Genomic DNA, 20,970 nt, shown 5'->3' on the forward strand with positions numbered 1-20,970 from the left:
TGATAAAATAGCGTCTTATTATTCTATATCTCGATAAAAACTACAAGTATGTCATTAATTAATCTAACAAATGCTTATATCTCTTTTAGCGATGCTCCACTGCTTGATCATATTGATATGTCAATTGAACCCAATGAACGAGTCTGTCTTGTTGGGCGTAATGGAGCGGGTAAATCCACTTTACTAAAAGTACTTAATAAAGAAATCCCATTAGATGATGGGCAAATTATTTATGAAAATAACGTTGTTGTTTCACGTTTACAACAAGATCCGCCAAGAGATATTCAAGGAAATGTGTTTGATTTTGTGGCAGAAGGATTACAAGAACAAGCACAGTTACTAAAAGAGTATTACGAATTATTGCATTGTGTTGAAAGTGATCCTAGTGAAAGTAATTTGGCCAAATTGACCAAAATGCAAGAACAGCTCGATCATCAAAATGGTTGGCAGTTAGATAATCGTATTCGTAATATTATTTCTTCATTGTCGTTAGATGGTGAGGCGCTACTATCTTCATTATCTGGTGGTTGGTTACGTAAAGCTGCATTAGCTAAGGCCTTAGTTTGTCAACCTACGGTTTTACTTCTTGATGAACCGACAAACCATTTGGATATTGAAACAATTAAATGGCTTGAAGAGTTTTTGAAAAGTTTTAATGGCAGTATTGTATTTATTTCCCATGACCGTTCTTTTATCAGGCAAATGGCAACGCGTATTATTGATCTTGATCGCGGTAAAATTGCTTCTTGGGGTGGTGATTACGATAGCTATTTGTTAGGTAAAGAAGAGGCATTACGTGTCGAGGAGTTACAAAATGCCGAATTTGACAAAAAATTAGCACAAGAAGAAGTATGGATACGTCAAGGAATCAAAGCACGTAGAACTCGTAACGAAGGACGTGTACGTGCATTAAAAGCGATGCGTCAAGAATATTCCCAGCGACGCCAAGTCATGGGTAGTGCCAGAATGCAAATTGAAGAAGCACTACGTTCAGGAAAAATTGTTTTTGAACTTGAGCATGTGAATTATCAAATTGCAGACAAATTATTGGTTAACGATTTTACTGTGCAAGTATTACGCGGTGATAAGATCGCGCTTATTGGACCAAATGGAATCGGTAAAACCACACTATTAAAACTCATGTTAGGTGATTTAGAACCTACCAGCGGAAGTGTACATTGTGGGACTAAACTGGAAGTTGCTTATTTTGATCAGCATCGGTTAGAACTCGATCCGGAAAAAACCGTTATGGATAATCTTGCTGAAGGTAAGCAAGAGGTTATGGTCAACGGACGTTCTCGTCATGTGCTTGGTTATTTACAAGACTTTTTATTCCCACCTAAACGAGCTAGAACGCCTGTGCGAGCGTTATCAGGAGGTGAGCGTAATCGTTTATTGCTGGCTAAACTGTTTTTAAAACCAAGTAATTTATTAGTACTTGACGAACCAACTAATGATCTTGATATTGAAACATTAGAACTATTAGAAGAGTTAGTTAATGATTATCAAGGAACCGTTTTATTGGTGAGCCACGATCGACAATTTGTTGATAATGTTGTAACTCAATGCTGGTTTTTTGAAGATCAGGGTCATATTGGTATTTATACTGGTGGTTATACCGATGCATTGCAGCAACAGCAACAGTCTCAACCAGTTAAAGTCTCAACGGCAATGAATAATAAACCTGAAATAACTAAAAAAGAGACTGTCAATATTAATCGTCAGAATAATCAACAAGTGACGAAGAAAAAGGTAAAGCTTAGTTATAATGAACAACGTGAATTAGCACAATTACCGAGCAAAATTGAGCAGTTAGACATTGAGATAACTGAGCTTCAAGCGCAAATTAGTCAGAGTGATTTTTTTAATCGTCCTCACGAAGAAACGAGCGTGATATTACAAACTTTAGCTGATAAAGAAGCAGAATTAGAAGCCGTATTCGAACGTTGGGAAGCGTTAGAAGCAATAAATAATTAGTCTTTGTCAAATTAAATTTGAGCGGTACAAATAAGCGCTTGTTATGCAAGCCCTTATTTGCTTAATATCCAAATCTTTCTGGAAAAAAAGAAGAACAGCAATAGTGCAATAATGACAAATATCGCACCAATGAACCCGATATATTGGGTTGATAATAAGATAAGTACTTGGCTACCCACAAATGCTCCGCCACCTATACCAATATTGTAAATACCTGAATAGACCGAAGTCGCAATATCAGCGGCATCTGGCGCTACATCAATCACTTTGCTTTGCATTACCATACCAATAATAGTAATGGCTAAACCCCATATCATCCCTTGCAATATTGCAGTATAAAGGCTTAAAACGCAGACATAGAGTGATAATAGACAAATCATCAATAACAGCACAGGGATCACTAATATAGCGGTTGGGTGCTGTTCAGCAAATTTGGCAAAGATGAAGCTACCTATCATACCTGAAAATCCAACAGCTAATAATAAAATCACAACGGTATGTTGATTAAAACCACCAACACTAAGCATAAATGGTGTGATATAAGTATAAGCAGTAAAATGACCTGTTATAATAATTGCTGTTAAAAGATAGATATTTAACAAAACAGGTCGTTTAAGTACATGTGGGATATCTTTAATAGAAATCGTATTAGTACTTGGCACACTAGGTAACAAGTTGGTTAACAAAATCATAATGCAAAAAGCAATAAATCCAATACATAAAAAGGTAAATCGCCAACCTAGCAGTTGACCAATCATAGTACCAATTGGAATACCTAACACTGTTGCCATTGAAACGCCAACGACAATAAACCCCATAGCTTGCGCACGCTTTCCATTAGGGGCTAATCGAACCGCTAAAGGTGTTGTGATAGCCCAAAATACAGCATGGGCGCAAGCGATCCCAATTCTGGCAAGCATTAGACTCATAAAGTTCCAAGCAAATCCAGCTAACACATGGCTACCAATAAATAAGCAAAAGAGAAAAATGAGTAACTTACGTCGCTCCATTTTTGACGTCAATATAGTAAGTGGAAGTGACAGTAAAGAAACCGCCCACGCATAAATAGTTAATAATAAACCAGCGTGGGACACATCCATTGAAAAACTTTCGGCAATATTAGGTAATAAGCCAACCGGCACAAATTCGGTGGTATTAAAAATAAATCCTGCAAAAGCGAGACAAAGAATCGACGACCATATCCGAGACCGTTTTTTGGTATTATTCATGGTATAAAATATAAAGATGATAGAAGGGATATATATTGTTCGCGATTATAACCGAATATTTTTTATTATTAAACAGATACAAATAATAAATATTAATTTATCTTGCCACCTTATCTTTGATTAGGTGGCATAAGCTAATTTAAACTAGCGTCTTAACTACTGCTAAAGCTTTATCATAATTAGGTTCATCTGAGGTTTCTTTAACATACTCTACATAAGCAATTTTGTTATTTTTATCAATAATAAAGACGGCTCGCGCCAGTAACCGTTTATCCTCTATGACAACGCCATATTTCAAACCAAAATCAAGGTCTTTGTGGTCGGAGGTTACTTTCACCGCATCAATACCTTCTGCAGCACAATAACGACCTAGAGCAAAAGGGAGGTCAACACTAACAGAAAAAATCACCGTATCTTTTAATTTAGTTGCCTCAACATTAAAACGATGAACTTGCGCGCTACACACAGAGGTATCAATTGAGGGAACGGAATTAATAATTCTAACCTTACCGTTAAAATCTGATAATTTGACAGGTTTCATTGTGGCATCTTGTACTACAAAATCACTGGCAATATCACCGACTTTGATTTTTGGACCGAGCAAAGTAACCGGTACACCACGCATAGTAACTTCATTTACTCTTTTTTGCATAATTGTCTCCTGTATTGTGACAAATTACGTTATTGGAAATCTCTACACTAACATTGCAACAAAATAAGGGATCTTTTAAAAATTATTATTTAGTTAATATAGAGCTATAACGATTTGACAGCAATAGCCATATCTCATTAAAACCGCTGTTAGATCCGATTAATAAAATAGCTAATGACTTATTTCATTTGTAAGAATTGTCGTGTAACAGCTTTGTCAATCGAATATAGCAAGGTATATAATATTTAAACCTTTTCACTACTATCATTATTATCATGAGTCAACTTCTTATCACTGTTTGTTTACTTACTTTTAGTAATATTTTTATGACCTTTGCTTGGTATGGACATCTACGCTTTTTACATAATCAAGTTTGGATTGTGGCGGTGTTTATTAGTTGGGGAATTGCGTTATTTGAATATTTATTGCAAGTGCCAGCTAACCGAATCGGTTTTCAGGTTGCCAGTGCAGGACAATTAAAAATTATTCAAGAAGTGATCAGTTTATCGGTATTTATACCATTTTCAATTTTTATACTAAAAGAGCCATTTAAAACCGATTATATCTGGGCAGGGATCTGTTTATTAGGCGCAGTATTTTTCATGTTTCGGGATAAAATTATCGGATGAAATAGCGACAAAAAGCAAGTGAGTTTTAGATAGCCATTGCAACTTTTGTGGCTAGATAACTGTTTTTTATAAGTGTAGCTTGACTTTATAAAGGTAAAATTGCGGGCTTTTAACTTTTATTAACGGTATTTGTCCGTCTATTTTACCATTACAATAGATTTGAATACAGAAAATGAAAAACAATAAAATATAAATGTGATTCTAATCACATATAGCTCACTCCACCATTTATTAATTCAATTGTTCAATTTATGATTAATTAACTATTGATTAGTCGTTGTAATTAAGCAACGGCTATACCTTATGAGCCTATTGTAAAAAATTCTTCTATCATAATCAGATACTTATAAATCATTTTGTTGATTTAAGTAAACACATGAGTTGCAAACATCTATAACTAATCTCATTAAGGGGATCGCTATGCGCAAAATATTAATTAATAGTTTAATTATTTCTTCTTTGATTTGTACCAGTACTTGTGTTTTTGCTGTTAAAGATGTTACCACTAGCCCTGAGGATTTTTACCTTAAGGAGGATCAAGCTCCCAATAGTTTACTGCTTTTACCTCCTCCGCCAGCTTATAATAGTATCGATTTTCTCCGAGATAAGGCTCAATATGATTGGGGTAAATCCTTACGCAATACAGAAAGGGGGCATCAAGCTTATTTAGATGCTGATACGAGTAAAGATAATATTACAGAACAATTTTCATCATCTTTCGGTTTTGCTATTTCATCCGATAAAACACCAGAGATTTATAAACTGATCGCTACAATGAAAGAAGATGCCGGCGATCTTGCTACTCGCTCAGCTAAAAATTATTATAATCGAGTAAGGCCATTTTCTTTTTTTCATGAATCAACTTGTCGTCCGGAAGATGAAAAAACATTATCTACCAATGGCTCGTATCCATCAGGTCACACCACAATGGGATATGCTATCGCACTTGTTTTAGCTGAAATTAATCCACAACGTCAAAATGAGATTTTAAAACGGGGTTATGAAATTGGCGATAGTCGGGTAATTTGTGGTTATCATTGGCAAAGTGATATTGATGCAGCAAGGGTTATGGCTGGTGCGGTTGTTGCTCAACTACACACTAATACTGCATTTACTCAACAATTAGCCAAAGCAAAAATAGAATTTGACATGTTAAAACAATAAATAAGCAAATTTTATTAAATATCCGTTTAGTTTATTAGTTAGGAATAAAAGAGCTAAGTTAATCTGTAAAATATTGGCTGTTTGTGATAACAGCCAATATTAAGCAGTGTTAAATTATAAACTCTTAAAAGAGATATCAGGTAAAATTGCCTCACCTTGCCAATAAAGCTCACAAGCAATCCGACCGGCAATTTGGTAATAAATTTGAGCAAATTCACTATCCGGATGACTGATAACCGTTGGTTTACCAACATCGAGATCTTGTCTTAACATACTATGCAATGGAATTTGTCCAAGTAACAATGTATGATACTGTTTTGCTAACCGCTCAGCACCGCCTTCACCAAAAATAGCTTCATGGTGACCACATTTTTCACAAATGTGATAGCTCATATTCTCTACAATACCAATTGTGGGAATATTCACCTTATTAAACATCGTAATCCCTTTTTTCGCATCAATTAAGGCAATATCTTGTGGAGTAGTAACAATTACTGCCGCGGTAACAGGAATATTTTGCGCAAGCGTTAACTGAATATCCCCTGTTCCCGGTGGCATATCGACAACTAAATAATCTAATTCAGGCCATAAGGTATCTTGCAAAATTTGTAATAGCGCTTTACTTGCCATTGGACCACGCCAAACCATGGCTCCATCTGACTCGACCAGATAACCAATAGAATTACTGGCAAGCCCATAAGCAGTAATTGGATTCATATGTTTATTATCTGGGGTTAACGGTTGTTCTTTTTCGGTACCTAGCATCATCGGAATTGAAGGACCATATATATCAGCATCTAAAATGCCGACTTTAGCACCTTGCTTTTGTAAAGCTAAAGCTAGGTTAACGGCAGTTGAGGATTTACCCACACCACCTTTTCCCGAACTAACTGCAATAATATTTTTGATATTATTAATGGCAGGTTGACTGTTAGCACGCTTTAAAGTGGCAATGTTATATTTAATATTCCAGTTAACCTCATCAATACCTTCAAGTTTAAGCAACTCGGGGGTCACAGTCTGTTTTAACTCTTCAAAAGTCATTTGCCAAGCAAATGGCATTTCCAACGAAATCAACAAGTGATGATTCACTTGTTCACACTGTTTTACTGCACCTAATTCAACTAAATTCTTGGTTAGTGTAGGGTGAGTAAATTGTTCAAGAATCTTTTTTGCTTCCATGGGTATTAGCCTTGTCTCTTGTCCACAAATGTTTATATTCATCCGACCCAATGTTAGTTTTTTATCCGTAATGACCGATAAAAATAAAAAAGGATAAATGGCGAAAAATATTTCTACCTGCAATCCATTTTTTCGTTTTTCATTTAAAGGTTAGCTGAGTATCTAAAGAAATTTTATCAAATTATGGCATAAATCTAGCGATAATCCCACGATTGATGTACTATTTCTGCCATTATGTAAAAAAAGGTAATAAATCAACATGACAACTCAACGCAAAATACTGGTTACTTGTGCGCTTCCTTATGCTAATGGATCAATTCACTTAGGTCATATGCTTGAGCATATTCAAGCAGATGTTTGGGTGCGTTATCAGCGAATGCGTGGTAATGAAATCTATTTTATTTGTGCCGATGATGCTCATGGTACGCCAATTATGCTCAAAGCGCAGCAATTGGGTGTGACACCAGAACAGATGATTGAAACGGTAAAAGCAGAGCATCAACGTGATTTTTCTGGGTTTAATATAAGTTTCGATAATTACCATTCTACTCATAGCCCAGAAAATAGAGAGATATCAGAGCAGATTTATAAACGCTTAAAAACTAACGGTTATATTAAAACCAAAGTGATTTCGCAACTTTTTGACCCTGAAAAAAAGATGTTTTTACCAGATCGGTTTGTAAAAGGTACTTGTCCGCGTTGTAAAGCTCCCGATCAATATGGTGATAACTGTGAAGTGTGCGGTGCTACTTATAATCCTATTGATCTGATTAATCCGCAATCGGTTGTATCGGGCGCAACCCCGATTATGAAAGATTCTGAGCATTTCTTTTTTGATCTGCCTGCTTTTTCAAATATGTTACAAGAGTGGATACGTTCAGGCACATTACAAGATCAAGTGGCTAATAAGATGCAGGAGTGGTTTGAAGCAGGTTTACAACCATGGGATATAAGCCGAGATGCCCCTTACTTTGGTTTTGAAATTCCTGACGCACCTGGTAAATATTTTTACGTTTGGTTAGATGCACCAATTGGCTATATGGGATCTTTCTTAAATTATTGTAATAAAAATAATAAACCAATTTTTGATGAATTCTGGAATAAAAATTCAACTACCGAACTGTATCATTTTATTGGTAAAGATATTGTTTATTTCCATAGTCTGTTTTGGCCGGCAATGTTGGAAGGTAGTCACTATCGTAAACCGTCAAATATTTTTGTACATGGATATGTGACCGTTGATGGTGCGAAAATGTCTAAATCGCGAGGCACTTTTATTCAAGCCAGTACTTATTTAAAACATTTAGATCCGGATTGTTTGCGTTATTATTATGCAGCTAAATTATCTCCACATATTGATGATATTGATTTAAATCTAGAAGATTTTGTACAACGCGTTAATAGTGATTTAGTCAATAAAGTGGTCAATATTGCTTCACGGTCGGCTGGATTTATCAGTAAACGTTTCGACGGAAAACTCTCAGGACAAGTCGCTGAACCTGAACTCTATGCTCAGTTTACTGAAAAGTCGCAAATTATTGCTGATTATTTTGAACAACGAGAATCCAGTAAGGCGATTCGTGAAATTATGGCATTGGCTGATGAAGCGAATCGTTACATCGATGAAAAAGCGCCTTGGGTTGTTGCTAAACAAGAGGGGCAAGATCAGGCATTACATGATATCTGTTCAATGGGGATCCACTTATTCCGTATTTTAATGACTTATTTAAAACCGATAGTTCCTTCACTAGCTGAACGAACAGAAGAATTTTTAAACAGTAAACTACAGTGGCATACTATTGATAATGCCTTAACCAATCATACAATTAATCGTTTCAAAGCCCTATTTAACCGTATTGATATGGACAAAATTATTACAATGATTGAAGAATCTAAACAGCAAGCTGTATCGGCCACGACGACAGCGACAATGGCTGAACCTATCGCAGATACCATCAATTTTGATGATTTTGCTAAAGTGGATTTACGTGTAGCTCTAATTAAAAACGCCACACTTGTCGAAGGTTCAGATAAGTTATTACAGTTAACACTCGATATTGGTGACCAAACACGAAATGTGTTTTCGGGGATCAAACAGTTTTATCCAGATCCTCAGGTATTAATTGGACGTTTGACGGTTATGATTGCTAACTTAGCACCTAGAAAGATGCGTTTTGGTCTTTCAGAAGGTATGGTACTTGCAGCGAGTGGCAAAGATGATAGTGACGGTATTTATCTATTATCACCAGATAGTGGTGCAAAACCTGGTATGCGAATTGCCTAAATGACACTAATTTGCATCTTAACAAGTAGTTATACTTGTTAAGATGTTTCAGGTTAGCTATACGTTTAAGTATAAAATGTCCCTACAATCAACTTTTTTGATTTTGTTTAGGATCTCCTGAATAAGGGAAGATGCTATCTTTTAAAGAAAATGAAAAATCTTTTGTGTTGATTTCACCAATAGTTTTATCACTATCATAAAGTGCCAGCAAAAATTCTGCCATTTGATCTGCCGTATGATATTTAGCGAAACTTTTATCATAGTCATATTCAGTAACATTGTTAGCTTTTTGACCAAATTCAGTTTGGGTTGCAGCAGGAGCCAAAACTTTAGCCGTTAATTTGGCTTTGATTTGTTTTAACTCATGTGCAAGTCCTTCAGTGAAGGCATTGACATAAAATTTAGTTGCACAATAGGTAACAGCATTAGGCACAATTGTATAGCCACCACGTGATGAGATATTAATAATTTGTGTACCAGATTGGTTTTGATATTTTCTTGTATAGAGAGTGGAAAATATCGTTAAGGCTTCAATATTTAAATGTAGCATGGTTTCAATTTTATCTAGATCCTGATCACCAACACTGCCATAATTACCAAACCCAGCATTATTGATCCAAGTTTCAATAAAATAATTGTCTAATTGATTAAAAAGTGCATGTACATTAGTCGATTTAGATAAATCACACACTTTGATTACAACCTCTAATTGCGGATTGATATCGGCAATTTTTTGTTTTAATAAGGCTAATTGTTCTTCTCTTCTGGCAATCACAATAAGATTTTTATTGCGTTTAGCAAAAGCGATGGCTGTTGCATAACCTATTCCTGAACTAGCCCCGGTTATAACGGTATATTTTTTATCTATATTTTGCATATCTATTTACCTTTCATTAAAGTTTTATGTATGAATATTAATTAATGCTGTTTAAATCTATAATAACTTATTCCATGCGTTTTCTGGTAACTGAATGTCTCTTTTTGCTTGCATTAAAGCATCTTGTAACTGTGAGCGGTTAAATGGGAAGCAATAAGCTGGTTTAGCTCGTTCAAATTTCCAACTTACAGCTAAAGATCCGACATCAACATAATCAAAGCCTACACGATCGAGTAACTCAAATATTACTTGTTTGGCTAATAAGTCATCTCCTGCAACTGGAATTGCGCGTCTATTTAATTTATCGTTTGGTTTTGCATCTTTCACGATATCTTTTGCCAAAATGGCATTAAACACTTTGATAAGTTTAGATTTATTTAGATGCTTAGCAACTAATTCACTGGTTGTGGTTTCATAATTATCTAATTGTTGGAACTGTCCGTCACGCTTAGGATAATAGTTCATGGTATCAAGAACGATTTTATTGGCGAGTAGTTCAGTTGGTAGTTGTGGATAGTTGATGAATGGAATTGCAGCCATGATTATATCACCAAATTCAATAGCTTCTTGTTGACTGCCAATTTCACAGCCTATACCTCTAGCTACACTAAATAGTGTATTTTTATCTCTTGAATTACTCAACATGACTTGGTAACCAGCCTGCATAAATAGCGTTGCACAAGCTTGACCAACAAATCCAGCTCCAATTATACCAATTTTTTTCACTGAAATATCTCCTATTCCTGATAACTATGGTGTATTATCTTTGTAAATTAAAAGATAATAAATATAGTTATAATTGATTTATTAACAACTGAGAGTTATTAATATGGATCTATTTAGATGTATGGAAGCATTTGTATTAACGGTAAAAACAGGTTCTTTTGCCACTTCATCTATTTCGTTAAATACTTCACCACAAATGGTCGCTAAATACATAGCCTTTTTAGAAAGCTATTTAGGATTAAAATTACTTAATCGAACAACTCGTTCACAAATGTTAACTGAATTTGGCAAACAATATTATGATCGCTGTTTAGTTATTCTTGGCGAAGTTAAGAAGACAAAAACCTTGGCACAGCAGTTTAGTGAAGAGCCTAAGGGGAGAATTAGAATTAGTGCTCCACTGAGTTTTGGTCGGTTTACTTTGATCCCTTTAATTAGCCAATTTATGAAGTGCTATCCAAAAATTAATGTTGATGTTCAACTCAGTGATCGTTATGTCGATTTAGTCAAAGAGGAATTTGATGTTGCTTTCCGTGTTGGTGAATTGAATGATTCAGGTTTAATTGCCCGTAAACTTAGCCCTTATCAACCTATTTTTGCTGCTTCACCGAGCTATATCACTGAGCATGGTATTCCGGCAACTCCTTATGAACTAAAAGATCATCAATGCTTGATATACCAATATGTCAATCGTAACGGGAATGACAATATTTGGCCTTTCACTATTAACGGTAAATTAGTGCAAATTCCTATCGCTGGTGCATTTCAAAGTAATGATACTTCGGTATTAGCGTCGGCAGCGGTTGAAGGGGTAGGGATCGCGATGTTATCTGAGTTTATGCTTAGTGATCTGATTAAACAAAAAAAATTACTGCCAATATTACAAGGTTATTTACCTCCGGCAAAGAAGATGCATTTAATTTATACCGCCGATGCTCAACGTTTGCCGAAGCTGAAAATGTTTATTGAGTTCATATTAGAATCAAGCATCTAAAAGATCTCTTGTTTTATAGTTTTGACATTTAAATAAAGTAATATTAACTAATCATCATGTTGATTTACTAGCGATTAAGTTAAAAAAGCGGCAAGAGATGGATGTTATGTGAAGATAATAAAACAGGCGATGAACTGATCGCCTGTTTAACTATATGATTAAACTAATCTAATGATGATCTATTTTATAGTAACCTGCGTACTTACATCTTTACCAAGCATATTATTTAAAGTAACTAGATCATCGGCTGTTAATGTTCCGACCGCATACTTTAATTGTAATAGGTTAATTAAATAGTTATATTTTGCATCAGATAGGTTTCGTTTAGAACTATATAATTGCGTTGTAGCGTTTAATACGTCAACAATCGTACGTGTTCCAACTTGATAACCAGAGGTGGTTGCTTCTAATGAACTTTGAGCTGAAACTACCGCTTGTTGATAAGCTTTGATCGCACTGATTGATGAAGAGATATTATTATAAGATGAACGAACTTGATTAATCACACTACGGTTAGTACTGACCAACTTTTCACTGAAACTGACATAATTATGTTGTGCTTGTTCAACTTGGGACATAGTCGCACCACCAGAGAAAATCGGTACATTGACACTCAGACCGATGGTATTATTCCCTGCATATGTTTTCCCTTCAGAAGGTTTTCCACGATAATAATTACCGTAGTTATCGTTTTTATTTAAATTAGTTGAAGCATCTAAACTGGCTGTTGGTAAATGACCAGATTGTGCTAACTTAATTTGTTCACGTGCAATATCCTGATTCAATTTCATTGTTAATAAATTCAGGTTCGATGATTCAGATTGTTTTAACAATGCACTAATTTGTGTAGGAGCTTGCGTTTTGAAGGTATTTGTATTAATAGTTGCCAGTTTTGAATAAAAACGACCACTTACTTGACGTAAGTCTTCTAGAGAATTATTTAATTCGTTTAATGCATTAACTTGTTGAGCAACCGTCAGATCGTAATTTGCTTGGGCATTTTGCACGTCAGTAATTGCAACCAGACCAACTTGGTGTTGCTGACGAGTTTGTTCTAGTTGACGATAGATTGCTTTTTTCTGTGCATCAATAAAGCTAAGTGCATCAAGTGCTTTTAAGACATTAAAATAAGCAACAGAGGTATTTAAGATTAATGTTTGCCCCTGATACTGATAAGAAATATCAGCAATACTTGCTTGTTTCTTGGTGATATCTAAAGCTTTCCAATTAGAAAAATTGAAAATACTTTGTGACATGGTGACTTGATATAAATTACCGCTTTTCGATTTTGCACCACTGTTATCACGACGACCATGAGTCACGCCATAAGATGCGCTTAAACCAACTTGAGGAAGTAAACTTGCTCTTGAACCTGAAATTGCTGAATATGCTTTATCTTTTTCAGCTAATGAACTACGTAAATCAGGATTGGTTTCTTTTGCTTGTTCGTAAACTTGAACCAGATTTTCAGCAAATACAGATTGGCTTAACACTAAGCCGATTAAAAGTGTTAAAGTTTTTTTCATTCAGCTTCTCTTTAAAAAACATTAAAATATAATAGTAGTATTTCCAATTGCCTAATTTTAACAGATAATTAGCATATAGAAAGCATACTTTGTATACTATCCGCACTTTTTATTAAAATTTAACTAAAAATCGAGAATCAATATGAAAATTAAGAATAATCCTGTGCATTTTGACAAAAAAGATGTCTTTAATTTAACCAAGCGAAGTTTATACAATGGATTTTTTACTCTGCTTGAATATCGTTTTCAATACCGTAAGTTTGATGGTTCAACCAGTGAAGTTGTCACCCGAGAAATTTTAGAACGTGGTCATGCGGTAGTATTATTAGCTTATGATGTCAAACGGGATGAAGTTGTTTTGATTGAACAAATTCGTATTGCTGCCATTGAAACGCAACAAAGTCCATGGATACTAGAGCTAATAGCAGGTATGATGGATCATGAAAATGAATCATATGAAGAAGTGGCAAGGCGAGAAGCCATGGAAGAAGCGGGTGTCACAATTGGTCGTTGTAAACCAATCGTCAGTTATTTAGCATCGCCAGGTGGATTAACCGAAAAATTACATATTTTGGTTGGAGAGGTTGATTCATCCACTGCAGTAGGTATCCATGGACTAGCTGAAGAGAATGAAGATATAAAGGTTCATGTAGTAAGTCGAGAACAAGCTTATCAATGGGTTGAAAATGGGGTGATAAATAATGCCGCTTCAATTATTGCACTTCAGTGGTTACAACTTAATCATCATTTGTTAAAAAATGAATGGAAGTAAATTATTTTATAGTTGCCAATTAATAATTTCTTTCATAATAATGTGATCTAAATTACACTTTTAATATTAGATTTGTATTTAAATTAATATACTTAAGCGTTGTCAAAATTATACTTTTTAATCAAGCATAATTATATTAATAAATAATAGAGGTAGGTTTTGGAGCCACTTTTACAACTTCCGATAAAAAATAATAAAAACGGTAAAATTTTACATATTACCGATACTCATCTATTTGCGAACAATAATGATATGTTGTTGGGCGTGCATTCAAATGCCAGTTTTTTAGCAGTAATTGATGAAATAAAACAACAGAATAAGCAATATGATTTAATAGTGGCAACCGGAGATTTTGTACAAGATGGTTCGAAAGAGGCTTATGCACGTTTTGCCAAACAGATTAATACCTTTGATGTTCCTTGTGTTTGGTTAGCTGGAAATCATGATAATTATACTTACATGCAGCAAGTATTTCATCAATATCACTTAGCTGAAAATAAAGTGGTGTTACTCGGTGATAAATGGCTTATCGTATTACTTAACAGTCAAGTTGTTGGTCATGCATATGGTTTTTTACCGGAATCAGAGCTTCATTTTTTACGAGATACATTAGAGCAGCATAGTGATCGTTGCGCACTTGTGTTCTTACATCATCATCCCATTACATCCAGTTGTCACTGGTTGGATCAGCATATATTAAAAAATAGTGTTGAATTAGAAAAGATCATCGAACATTATCCAATGATAAAAGGATTAGGTTGGGGGCATATTCATCAACAACGAGATTCAAACTGGCATCATTGTAACGCATTTTCAACACCTTCAACCTGTGTGCAATTCAAACCAGAATGTTATGAATTTCAATTATCGAATGAGGATGCACCAGGGTGGAGAGAAATTACATTAAATACTGACGGTACTTTTGCTACACAAGTTTACAGAATTAGTCATAATCTGTTTAAACCAGATATGTCGAAAAATGGTTATTAGTCTGAAAAATATGAATAATTCTTATTTATAATAAAGGTGCGAAAAAGTAAAATAACCTTTCGACAATACGTTGCCAAACAGGTCGTTTTTCCCAATCATGTACATTAACAGTGTCAGAATTGGATAGATATTGCTGTAAAAGGGTAGCGAGTGATTGAGCAAATTCAGCATCATCAATAACAGTTGTTATCTCAAAATTTAACCATAAACTTCGCATATCTAAATTAACCGTGCCAACAAGGCTAAGTTGGTTGTCGATTAAAACACTTTTAGTATGTAATAAGTTATCATTAAATTGATAGAGTTTAACGCCACCTTCTAATAATTCAGAAAAGAATGCTCGACTAGCCCATTTTACCATGACCGAATCGTTCTTTTTAGGTACGATAATAATGACTTCAACGCCACGCTGAGCCGCAGTACATACTGCATGTAATATGTCATCACTTGGTACTAAGTAAGGTGTTGTGAAAATAATTTGTTGTTGTGCAGAATAAATTGCTGTCAATAATACCTGATGGATCATATTTTCCATATAACCCGGACCTGAAGCAATAAGTTGCATGATGTGTTTCTTTTCTTCCGGTGGTTCAGCAAAATCAGTTATTTGTGGTAAAGCTAAATATTTACCAGTTTCTAATTCCCAATCACTGGCATAAATGGCCCCCATTAATGTGGTCACAGGGCCACTCATTCGTACCATGATATCAACCCATTCACCCACATGTTTATTTTGTTTGAAAAAACGAGGATCAACAATATTCATGCTACCCGTGTAAGAAATATAGTTATCGATAATAGCGACTTTACGATGTTGACGTAGATCGAGACGTCTGAACATAAAACGGAATAAGTTCACCTTTAATACTTCAATAATAATAATTCCTGCATCACGCATTCTTTTGCTAGCATTGGTTTTGATAAAGTGTCTGCTACCTGCTGAATCGAGCATTAAGCGACAAGTAACACCACGTTGAGTCGCTTGAATTAAAGCTTGTTCGACTTCGTCTGCTCGGCCCCCTTCATTCCAAATATAAAAGACCATTTCAATGTTGGAAGTTGCATGATTAATATCTTCGATTAGACGGTCAAAGATCACATCGGTTTTACTAAGAAGTTCAATATGATTTCCGTTAATTCCGTCAAGTCCAGTTTGATGTTTACAAAGTTGAAAAATAGGTTTACTTACTTGGCTAACATTATTTGTAAAAATATCGGGAAAGGCACATAATTTATTAATAAATTTAGTGATAGTAGGGCGCATTTTCTGCGCACGTTTAACGCGTTGTTGACCTAAATGCGCTTCACCTAATGCAAAATAGAGTATCACACCTACAAGCGGTAAAATATAAATAACTAGCATCCATGCAATAACATACGTTGTGGGTCTACGTTTAAACACAATACGTAATGTTGTTGCTACAATAATTAGCCAATATACCAGAAAGATTAAAGAACTAATTAAGGCATGAAATGAAGTAAATTGCATATTTATCAACTATCACTTAGAGTTAATTTACTAACAGGATCTGTATTGTAATCATAATTTTGAAATGCTTCTGGTAATGCTTTGGGACTGTTATGTTTATCTACCGAAACATAAGTAAATGTTGCATCAGTAATACAAAAACGTTGATTGGTATCGTTAGTATCGGTTAGTTTTTTGATCCAAACTTCGATACCTATGGTAATTGAAGTTTTTCCGGTTTTTATGCAATGAGCATAACAGCAGACTACATCGCCAACCATGGCCGGTTTATGGAAGGTAATACTGCTAGCATTTACAGTTACTACTCTTCTTTTAGCAATCTCTTTAGCTAAAATTCCTCCAGCTAGATCCATTTGTGACATGATCCAACCACCAAATATGTGTCCATGAGGATTGGTATCAGCAGGCATAGCAAGCGTTCTAAGTACCAATTGTCCTGTTGGTTTATTCATTTCTTGTTTCATTATAAAATACTCCACCCTAGACTATTGTATTAGTTGCTTGCATTTGCGCTTTTGTTCATGTTTTTATAAATATAAATACCCGATATCAACGATAATAATAGTGATGCTCCAGGTAAAATAAATACTTTAAAAATCCAAAAGAAGTCGTCGGATGTGTAATAAGTTGCACCTAAACTAAATACACCACAGAACATAAAAAAGCTTATCCATAATAGGTTGAGTTTATTCCAAACAATAGGATCTAACTGAATTTCTTTACCTAACATGGTTTGTAGAAGATTTTTTTGAAATACAAATTGACTCACTAACAATGCGGTTGCAAATGAGAAATTAATAATGGTGACTTTCCATTTAATGATATTTGGATCACGTGTATAAAGTGTAAATCCACCAAAAATAATAATCATAAGATAAGAAATTAATTCTACTTTATCTATTTTTCGGTAAATTAGCAGAAGGATTAAAAAAGAAACGGTGGCAGTGATCATTAATGCCTGAACGCCAGCAAAAATATCGTATATTGTTAAAAAAACAAAAAAGAAAATAAGCGGAATAAAATTCAAAAGCTGTTTCATTTAATCATTAATCCAATAAAAAAGAAAAATATTTTGTGTTCTAAAAAAACAAAAAGCCTATAAAATAGGCTTATTTTTTGGTATGAAGTTCGGGATGTTCTTTACAGTTACCAGAATGACAGTGACCATAAAGATACAGACTGTGATAAGTTAATTGCACACCATATTGAGCTGCAATCTCTTTTTGTCTGGCATTTATAATCTCATCACGAAATTCGAATACCTCACCACAATCTAAGCAAATTAAGTGATCATGGTGTTGTTGTGTTGCGAGTTCAAAAACTGCTCTACCACCTTCAAAATTATGACGAGTCACTATCCCTGCATCATCAAATTGGTTCAAAACTCTATAAACAGTTGCAAGCCCAATTTCTTCCCCCATATCAAGTAGTTTTTTATATAGGTCTTCAACAGTGATATGCTGACATGAAGGATCACGCAATAATTCTAAAATTTTTAATCGTGGTAACGTAACCTTTAAACCTGCACTTTTTAGTGCAGCATTATTATCATTTTCATGATTTGTCATATTACATCCCAGTTTAGTTAATTAATAAAGCATATTATAGAAACTATGCACTGAAAATAAAAGCAATCATTTTACCAGATTAGAGATTCATTTCAGTTTTTACTTGATTAACCCAATTATTGATACGAGTTTGAGTTAATTCTGGTTGCCTGTCTTCATCAATAGCAAGACCGACAAAATGTGAGTCATCAACTAAACTTTTTGAAGCCTCAAAATCATAATCTTCTGTTGACCAATGTCCAACTATTTTTGCTCCTAATGGTTGGATAATATCGCGTAATGTTCCCATTGCATCACAAAAATATTCAGAGTAATCTTCTTGATCACCACAACCAAAGATGGCAACTGTTTTACCATTAAAATCGATCTGTTCTAAATTCGGGAAAAACTCATCCCAATCACATTGAGATTCACCATAATACCAAGTTGGTATACCGAAAAAAAGGTAATCATATTGTTCAATCTGTTCTTTGGTACTTTTTGCAATATCATAAAGATCTGCTGTATCACTTCCTAAAATATCTTGAATTTGCTTAGCTACATTCTCTGTATTGCCTGTGTCACTACCAAAAAAAATACCAACTTTTGCCATATTTTTACCTTTACTATTATTTATCATACTGAAATATTTTTGGATTATATCACTGTCATCTAGTATCAGCAATAATTCTCAATTAGCAAAACATTGGTTATTAATTGCTACACAATTTATTGATCTTGGATTATCATTATTGACTGTTTTTTATTAACTTAAGTTGTGGAAATTCTTTATGAACCTGCATGAATATCAAGCCAAACATCTTTTTAAACAATATAATTTACCTGTTCCAGAAGGTTACGTCTGCAATTCAATTGATGAAATACAAGATACTTTAGCTGAATTGTCAACTCAAACTGTTTCAAACGCTTGGGTCGCTAAGTGTCAAGTTCATGCCGGGGGGCGAGGTAAAGCAGGTGGGGTTATTTGTACCAAAAACCTCAATGAAATAAGGCAATTTGCCGAAAAGTGGTTAGGTCAATATCTGGTTACCTATCAAACAAATTCAAAAGGACAACCTGTTAATAAAATTTTAATTGAAAAGGCTTCACAAATTCACAAAGAACTTTATTTAGGGGCTGTAATTGATAGAAGTACGAAACGGGTTGTAATTATGGCTTCAACTGAAGGCGGTGTTGATATCGAAAGTGTAGCTGAAAAATCTCCGCATTTAATTCATAAAATTTCACTCGATCCTCTGACAGGTCCTTGTGCTTATCAAGGTCGTGAACTTGCTTTCAAATTAGGATTAAACGGTAAGTTAATTAATCAATTTTCCCGATTGTTTGTCAATTTTGCTAATTTATTTGTAGAAAACGATGTTTCTTTAGCGGAAGTTAATCCTCTGGTTATTACTGACTCCGAACAATTAATTTGTTTAGATGCTAAAGTTGTTTTAGATGACAATGCACTGTTTAGGCATCCTAATTTAAGCATCTTAAGAGATACTACCCAAGAAGATGAGCGTGAATCGATTGCAGCCAAGCAAGGTATTAGTTACGTTTCGCTAGATGGTAATATCGGATGTATGGTCAATGGTGCAGGGCTAGCAATGGCTACAATGGATATTATTAAGCTATATGGCGGCGAACCAGCTAACTTTTTGGATGTTGGTGGCGGTACAACTAAAGAGCGTGTTGCCGAAGCATTTAAATTAATATTATCCGATAAAAATGTTAAAGCGATATTAGTCAATATTTTTGGCGGTATTGTCCGCTGTGACCTGATTGCAGATGGTATTATAAGTGCTATTAAAGAAATCGGTCTTAATGTCCCGGTGGTTGTTCGTCTTGAAGGTAATAATGCCGAATTAGCCAGAAGTATTTTAGCTGAAAGTAAATTAAATGTTATTACCGCAGAAGGATTAATCGACGCTGCACAAAAAATAGTTGCTGTTGCATAACAATAAAAGGAATGGAGAAAAGTTATTATGTCAATTTTAGTTAATAAAGAAACCAAAGTTATCTGCCAAGGCTTTACTGGTAGTCAAGGGTCTTTCCATTCTGAGCAAGCACTTGCCTATGGTACCAAATTAGTGGGAGGGGTGACTCCCGGTAAAGGTGGCACTACTCATTTAGGATTACCGGTATTTAATACTGTCAAAGAAGCAGTAGAGGCAACTGGTGCAACCGCTAGCGTTATTTATGTTCCAGCAGCCTTTGGCAAAGACTCAATATTAGAAGCGATTGAAGCAGGAATAAAATTAATTGTCTGCATTACTGAAGGTATTCCTACATTAGATATGCTGATAGTTAAAGAAAAGTTAAAGCAAAATGATGTAATCATGATTGGACCCAACTGTCCAGGTATTATTGTTCCGGATGAGTGTAAAATAGGTATTATGCCAGGACATATTCATTTAGCTGGTAAAGTTGGTATTATTTCTCGTTCAGGTACATTAACCTATGAAGCAGTTAAACAGACAACTGATATAGGATTAGGTCAGTCTGTTTGTGTGGGTATCGGTGGCGATCCTATCCCGGGAAGTGATTTTATTACTATTTTAGCTCTGCTTGAACAAGATCCAAAAACTGAAGCAATCGTAATGATCGGTGAAATTGGTGGTACAGCAGAAGAGGAAGCAGCTGAATATATCAAAAAGCATGTAACTAAACCTGTTGTAGGTTATATTGCTGGCGTATCAGCACCTGCCGGTAAACGTATGGGACATGCAGGCGCGATTATTTCGGGTAAAAAAGGTACCGCAGAAGAAAAAACAAAAGTATTACAAGCAGCAGGTATTACTATGGTAAGTAGCCTTGCTGATATAGGTGAAGCTGTAAAAAAACAATTTAATCTGTAATTTTTTGACATACGTCAATTTTTATTCTTAAATTATTGGTGTACAATGTAACAAAATAACGTTATAAATTT

20 protein-coding genes are annotated in these 20,970 nt (G+C 34.8%); 9 read left to right on the top strand and 11 right to left on the bottom strand.

Going from position 1 to position 20,970, the window contains the following annotated elements; translation table 11 throughout:
• Positions 1–48 precede the first annotated feature (48 nt).
• Positions 49–1,977: an ABC transporter ATP-binding protein gene (locus A9G11_RS01580; protein WP_065617784.1), complete on the top strand. Its 1,929-nt coding sequence runs from the start codon at positions 49–51 to the stop codon at positions 1,975–1,977.
• Between the two features lie 53 nt (positions 1,978–2,030).
• Here the strand turns inward: A9G11_RS01580 and A9G11_RS01585 are convergent, their stop codons facing one another.
• Both A9G11_RS01585 and tpx read right to left on the bottom strand, forming a co-directional pair.
• Positions 2,031–3,206, bottom strand: coding sequence for a sugar transporter (locus A9G11_RS01585; RefSeq protein WP_065617785.1), 1,176 nt, complete (start codon positions 3,204–3,206; stop codon positions 2,031–2,033).
• A 139-nt stretch (positions 3,207–3,345) separates the two neighbouring features.
• The gene (gene tpx / locus A9G11_RS01590; RefSeq protein WP_065617786.1) at positions 3,346–3,858 is read right to left on the bottom strand and encodes a thiol peroxidase; all 513 of its coding nucleotides are present in this window, start codon (positions 3,856–3,858) and stop codon (positions 3,346–3,348) included.
• Positions 3,859–4,133: 275 nt separating this feature from the next.
• On the opposite strand from tpx, the gene A9G11_RS01595 reads away from it, so the two are divergent.
• Together A9G11_RS01595 and A9G11_RS01600 are read left to right on the top strand one after the other, a co-directional pair.
• Positions 4,134–4,487 carry a DMT family protein gene (locus A9G11_RS01595; protein WP_065617787.1) on the top strand — a complete coding sequence of 118 codons (354 nt, stop codon included), beginning with the start codon at positions 4,134–4,136 and terminating at the stop codon, positions 4,485–4,487.
• Positions 4,488–4,907: 420 nt separating this feature from the next.
• Positions 4,908–5,651 (top strand): acid phosphatase, encoded by a 744-nt coding sequence (locus tag A9G11_RS01600; protein ID WP_065617788.1) that lies wholly within the window; start codon positions 4,908–4,910, stop codon positions 5,649–5,651.
• Between the two features lie 114 nt (positions 5,652–5,765).
• Here the strand turns inward: A9G11_RS01600 and apbC are convergent, their stop codons facing one another.
• Complete coding sequence (gene apbC, locus A9G11_RS01605; RefSeq protein ID WP_065617861.1) at positions 5,766–6,875, bottom strand: iron-sulfur cluster carrier protein ApbC; 1,110 nt, start codon at positions 6,873–6,875, stop codon at positions 5,766–5,768.
• A gap of 217 nt (positions 6,876–7,092) precedes the next feature.
• Here apbC and metG point away from each other — a divergent pair, with 217 nt between their 5' ends.
• Positions 7,093–9,117 carry a methionine--tRNA ligase gene (gene metG, locus A9G11_RS01610; protein ID WP_065617789.1) on the top strand — a complete coding sequence of 675 codons (2,025 nt, stop codon included), beginning with the start codon at positions 7,093–7,095 and terminating at the stop codon, positions 9,115–9,117.
• An 88-nt stretch (positions 9,118–9,205) separates the two neighbouring features.
• On the opposite strand, the gene A9G11_RS01615 is transcribed toward metG, so the two are convergent.
• Positions 9,206–9,994: an SDR family NAD(P)-dependent oxidoreductase gene (locus tag A9G11_RS01615; RefSeq protein ID WP_065617790.1), complete on the bottom strand. Its 789-nt coding sequence runs from the start codon at positions 9,992–9,994 to the stop codon at positions 9,206–9,208.
• Between the two features lie 57 nt (positions 9,995–10,051).
• Entirely contained in the window at positions 10,052–10,720 is a 669-nt protein-coding gene (locus A9G11_RS01620) for an NADPH-dependent F420 reductase (protein WP_081298376.1), read from the bottom strand.
• Positions 10,721–10,823: 103 nt separating this feature from the next.
• On the opposite strand from A9G11_RS01620, the gene A9G11_RS01625 reads away from it, so the two are divergent.
• Positions 10,824–11,714, top strand: a complete 891-nt coding sequence (locus A9G11_RS01625) for a LysR family transcriptional regulator (protein WP_065617791.1) — start codon at positions 10,824–10,826, stop codon at positions 11,712–11,714.
• A gap of 179 nt (positions 11,715–11,893) precedes the next feature.
• On the opposite strand, the gene tolC is transcribed toward A9G11_RS01625, so the two are convergent.
• Complete coding sequence (gene tolC, locus A9G11_RS01630; protein WP_065617792.1) at positions 11,894–13,240, bottom strand: outer membrane channel protein TolC; 1,347 nt, start codon at positions 13,238–13,240, stop codon at positions 11,894–11,896.
• A gap of 142 nt (positions 13,241–13,382) precedes the next feature.
• Between tolC and nudF the strand changes: the two genes are divergently transcribed.
• Together nudF and cpdA are read left to right on the top strand one after the other, a co-directional pair.
• The gene (gene nudF / locus A9G11_RS01635; protein WP_065617793.1) at positions 13,383–14,012 is read left to right on the top strand and encodes an ADP-ribose diphosphatase; all 630 of its coding nucleotides are present in this window, start codon (positions 13,383–13,385) and stop codon (positions 14,010–14,012) included.
• A gap of 159 nt (positions 14,013–14,171) precedes the next feature.
• A complete protein-coding gene (cpdA, locus tag A9G11_RS01640) occupies positions 14,172–15,002 on the top strand; it encodes a 3',5'-cyclic-AMP phosphodiesterase (protein ID WP_065617794.1) in 831 nt (276 codons plus the stop codon).
• A 25-nt stretch (positions 15,003–15,027) separates the two neighbouring features.
• Here the strand turns inward: cpdA and cls are convergent, their stop codons facing one another.
• From cls to fldA, 5 genes are all read right to left on the bottom strand, one after another.
• A complete protein-coding gene (gene cls / locus A9G11_RS01645) occupies positions 15,028–16,491 on the bottom strand; it encodes a cardiolipin synthase (RefSeq protein WP_065617795.1) in 1,464 nt (487 codons plus the stop codon).
• Positions 16,492–16,496: 5 nt separating this feature from the next.
• Positions 16,497–16,955, bottom strand: a complete 459-nt coding sequence (gene yciA, locus A9G11_RS01650) for an acyl-CoA thioester hydrolase YciA (protein WP_065617796.1) — start codon at positions 16,953–16,955, stop codon at positions 16,497–16,499.
• 29 nt (positions 16,956–16,984) lie between these two features.
• Positions 16,985–17,530, bottom strand: a complete 546-nt coding sequence (locus A9G11_RS01655; RefSeq protein ID WP_065617797.1) for an inner membrane-spanning protein YciB — start codon at positions 17,528–17,530, stop codon at positions 16,985–16,987.
• 70 nt (positions 17,531–17,600) lie between these two features.
• Positions 17,601–18,059: a ferric iron uptake transcriptional regulator gene (fur, locus tag A9G11_RS01660; protein ID WP_065617798.1), complete on the bottom strand. Its 459-nt coding sequence runs from the start codon at positions 18,057–18,059 to the stop codon at positions 17,601–17,603.
• A gap of 79 nt (positions 18,060–18,138) precedes the next feature.
• Complete coding sequence (fldA, locus tag A9G11_RS01665; RefSeq protein WP_065617799.1) at positions 18,139–18,651, bottom strand: flavodoxin FldA; 513 nt, start codon at positions 18,649–18,651, stop codon at positions 18,139–18,141.
• A 178-nt stretch (positions 18,652–18,829) separates the two neighbouring features.
• On the opposite strand from fldA, the gene sucC reads away from it, so the two are divergent.
• Together sucC and sucD are read left to right on the top strand one after the other, a co-directional pair.
• Positions 18,830–19,999 (top strand): ADP-forming succinate--CoA ligase subunit beta, encoded by a 1,170-nt coding sequence (sucC, locus tag A9G11_RS01670; protein WP_065617800.1) that lies wholly within the window; start codon positions 18,830–18,832, stop codon positions 19,997–19,999.
• 27 nt (positions 20,000–20,026) lie between these two features.
• Entirely contained in the window at positions 20,027–20,899 is an 873-nt protein-coding gene (sucD, locus tag A9G11_RS01675) for a succinate--CoA ligase subunit alpha (protein WP_065617801.1), read from the top strand.
• The last annotated feature ends 71 nt before the right edge of the window (positions 20,900–20,970 follow it).

Origin of the sequence: Gilliamella sp. wkB108 (genome assembly GCF_001690195.1) — a bacterium.
GTDB classification, from domain to species: domain Bacteria; phylum Pseudomonadota; class Gammaproteobacteria; order Enterobacterales; family Orbaceae; genus Gilliamella; species Gilliamella apicola_L.

Bases quoted from the DNA above. Each gene is read 5' to 3' on its own strand.
- A9G11_RS01580 (WP_065617784.1), top strand. From the start codon at position 49: ATGTCATTAATTAATCTAACAAATGCTTATATCTCTTTTAGCGATGCT.
- A9G11_RS01585 (WP_065617785.1), bottom strand. From the start codon at position 3,206: ATGAATAATACCAAAAAACGGTCTCGGATATGGTCGTCGATTCTTTGT.
- tpx (WP_065617786.1), bottom strand. From the start codon at position 3,858: ATGCAAAAAAGAGTAAATGAAGTTACTATGCGTGGTGTACCGGTTACT.
- A9G11_RS01595 (WP_065617787.1), top strand. From the start codon at position 4,134: ATGAGTCAACTTCTTATCACTGTTTGTTTACTTACTTTTAGTAATATT.
- A9G11_RS01600 (WP_065617788.1), top strand. From the start codon at position 4,908: ATGCGCAAAATATTAATTAATAGTTTAATTATTTCTTCTTTGATTTGT.
- apbC (WP_065617861.1), bottom strand. From the start codon at position 6,875: ATGAATATAAACATTTGTGGACAAGAGACAAGGCTAATACCCATGGAA.
- metG (WP_065617789.1), top strand. From the start codon at position 7,093: ATGACAACTCAACGCAAAATACTGGTTACTTGTGCGCTTCCTTATGCT.
- A9G11_RS01615 (WP_065617790.1), bottom strand. From the start codon at position 9,994: ATGCAAAATATAGATAAAAAATATACCGTTATAACCGGGGCTAGTTCA.
- A9G11_RS01625 (WP_065617791.1), top strand. From the start codon at position 10,824: ATGGATCTATTTAGATGTATGGAAGCATTTGTATTAACGGTAAAAACA.
- tolC (WP_065617792.1), bottom strand. From the start codon at position 13,240: ATGAAAAAAACTTTAACACTTTTAATCGGCTTAGTGTTAAGCCAATCT.
- nudF (WP_065617793.1), top strand. From the start codon at position 13,383: ATGAAAATTAAGAATAATCCTGTGCATTTTGACAAAAAAGATGTCTTT.
- cls (WP_065617795.1), bottom strand. From the start codon at position 16,491: ATGCAATTTACTTCATTTCATGCCTTAATTAGTTCTTTAATCTTTCTG.
- yciA (WP_065617796.1), bottom strand. From the start codon at position 16,955: ATGAAACAAGAAATGAATAAACCAACAGGACAATTGGTACTTAGAACG.
- A9G11_RS01655 (WP_065617797.1), bottom strand. From the start codon at position 17,530: ATGAAACAGCTTTTGAATTTTATTCCGCTTATTTTCTTTTTTGTTTTT.
- fur (WP_065617798.1), bottom strand. From the start codon at position 18,059: ATGACAAATCATGAAAATGATAATAATGCTGCACTAAAAAGTGCAGGT.
- fldA (WP_065617799.1), bottom strand. From the start codon at position 18,651: ATGGCAAAAGTTGGTATTTTTTTTGGTAGTGACACAGGCAATACAGAG.
- sucC (WP_065617800.1), top strand. From the start codon at position 18,830: ATGAACCTGCATGAATATCAAGCCAAACATCTTTTTAAACAATATAAT.
- sucD (WP_065617801.1), top strand. From the start codon at position 20,027: ATGTCAATTTTAGTTAATAAAGAAACCAAAGTTATCTGCCAAGGCTTT.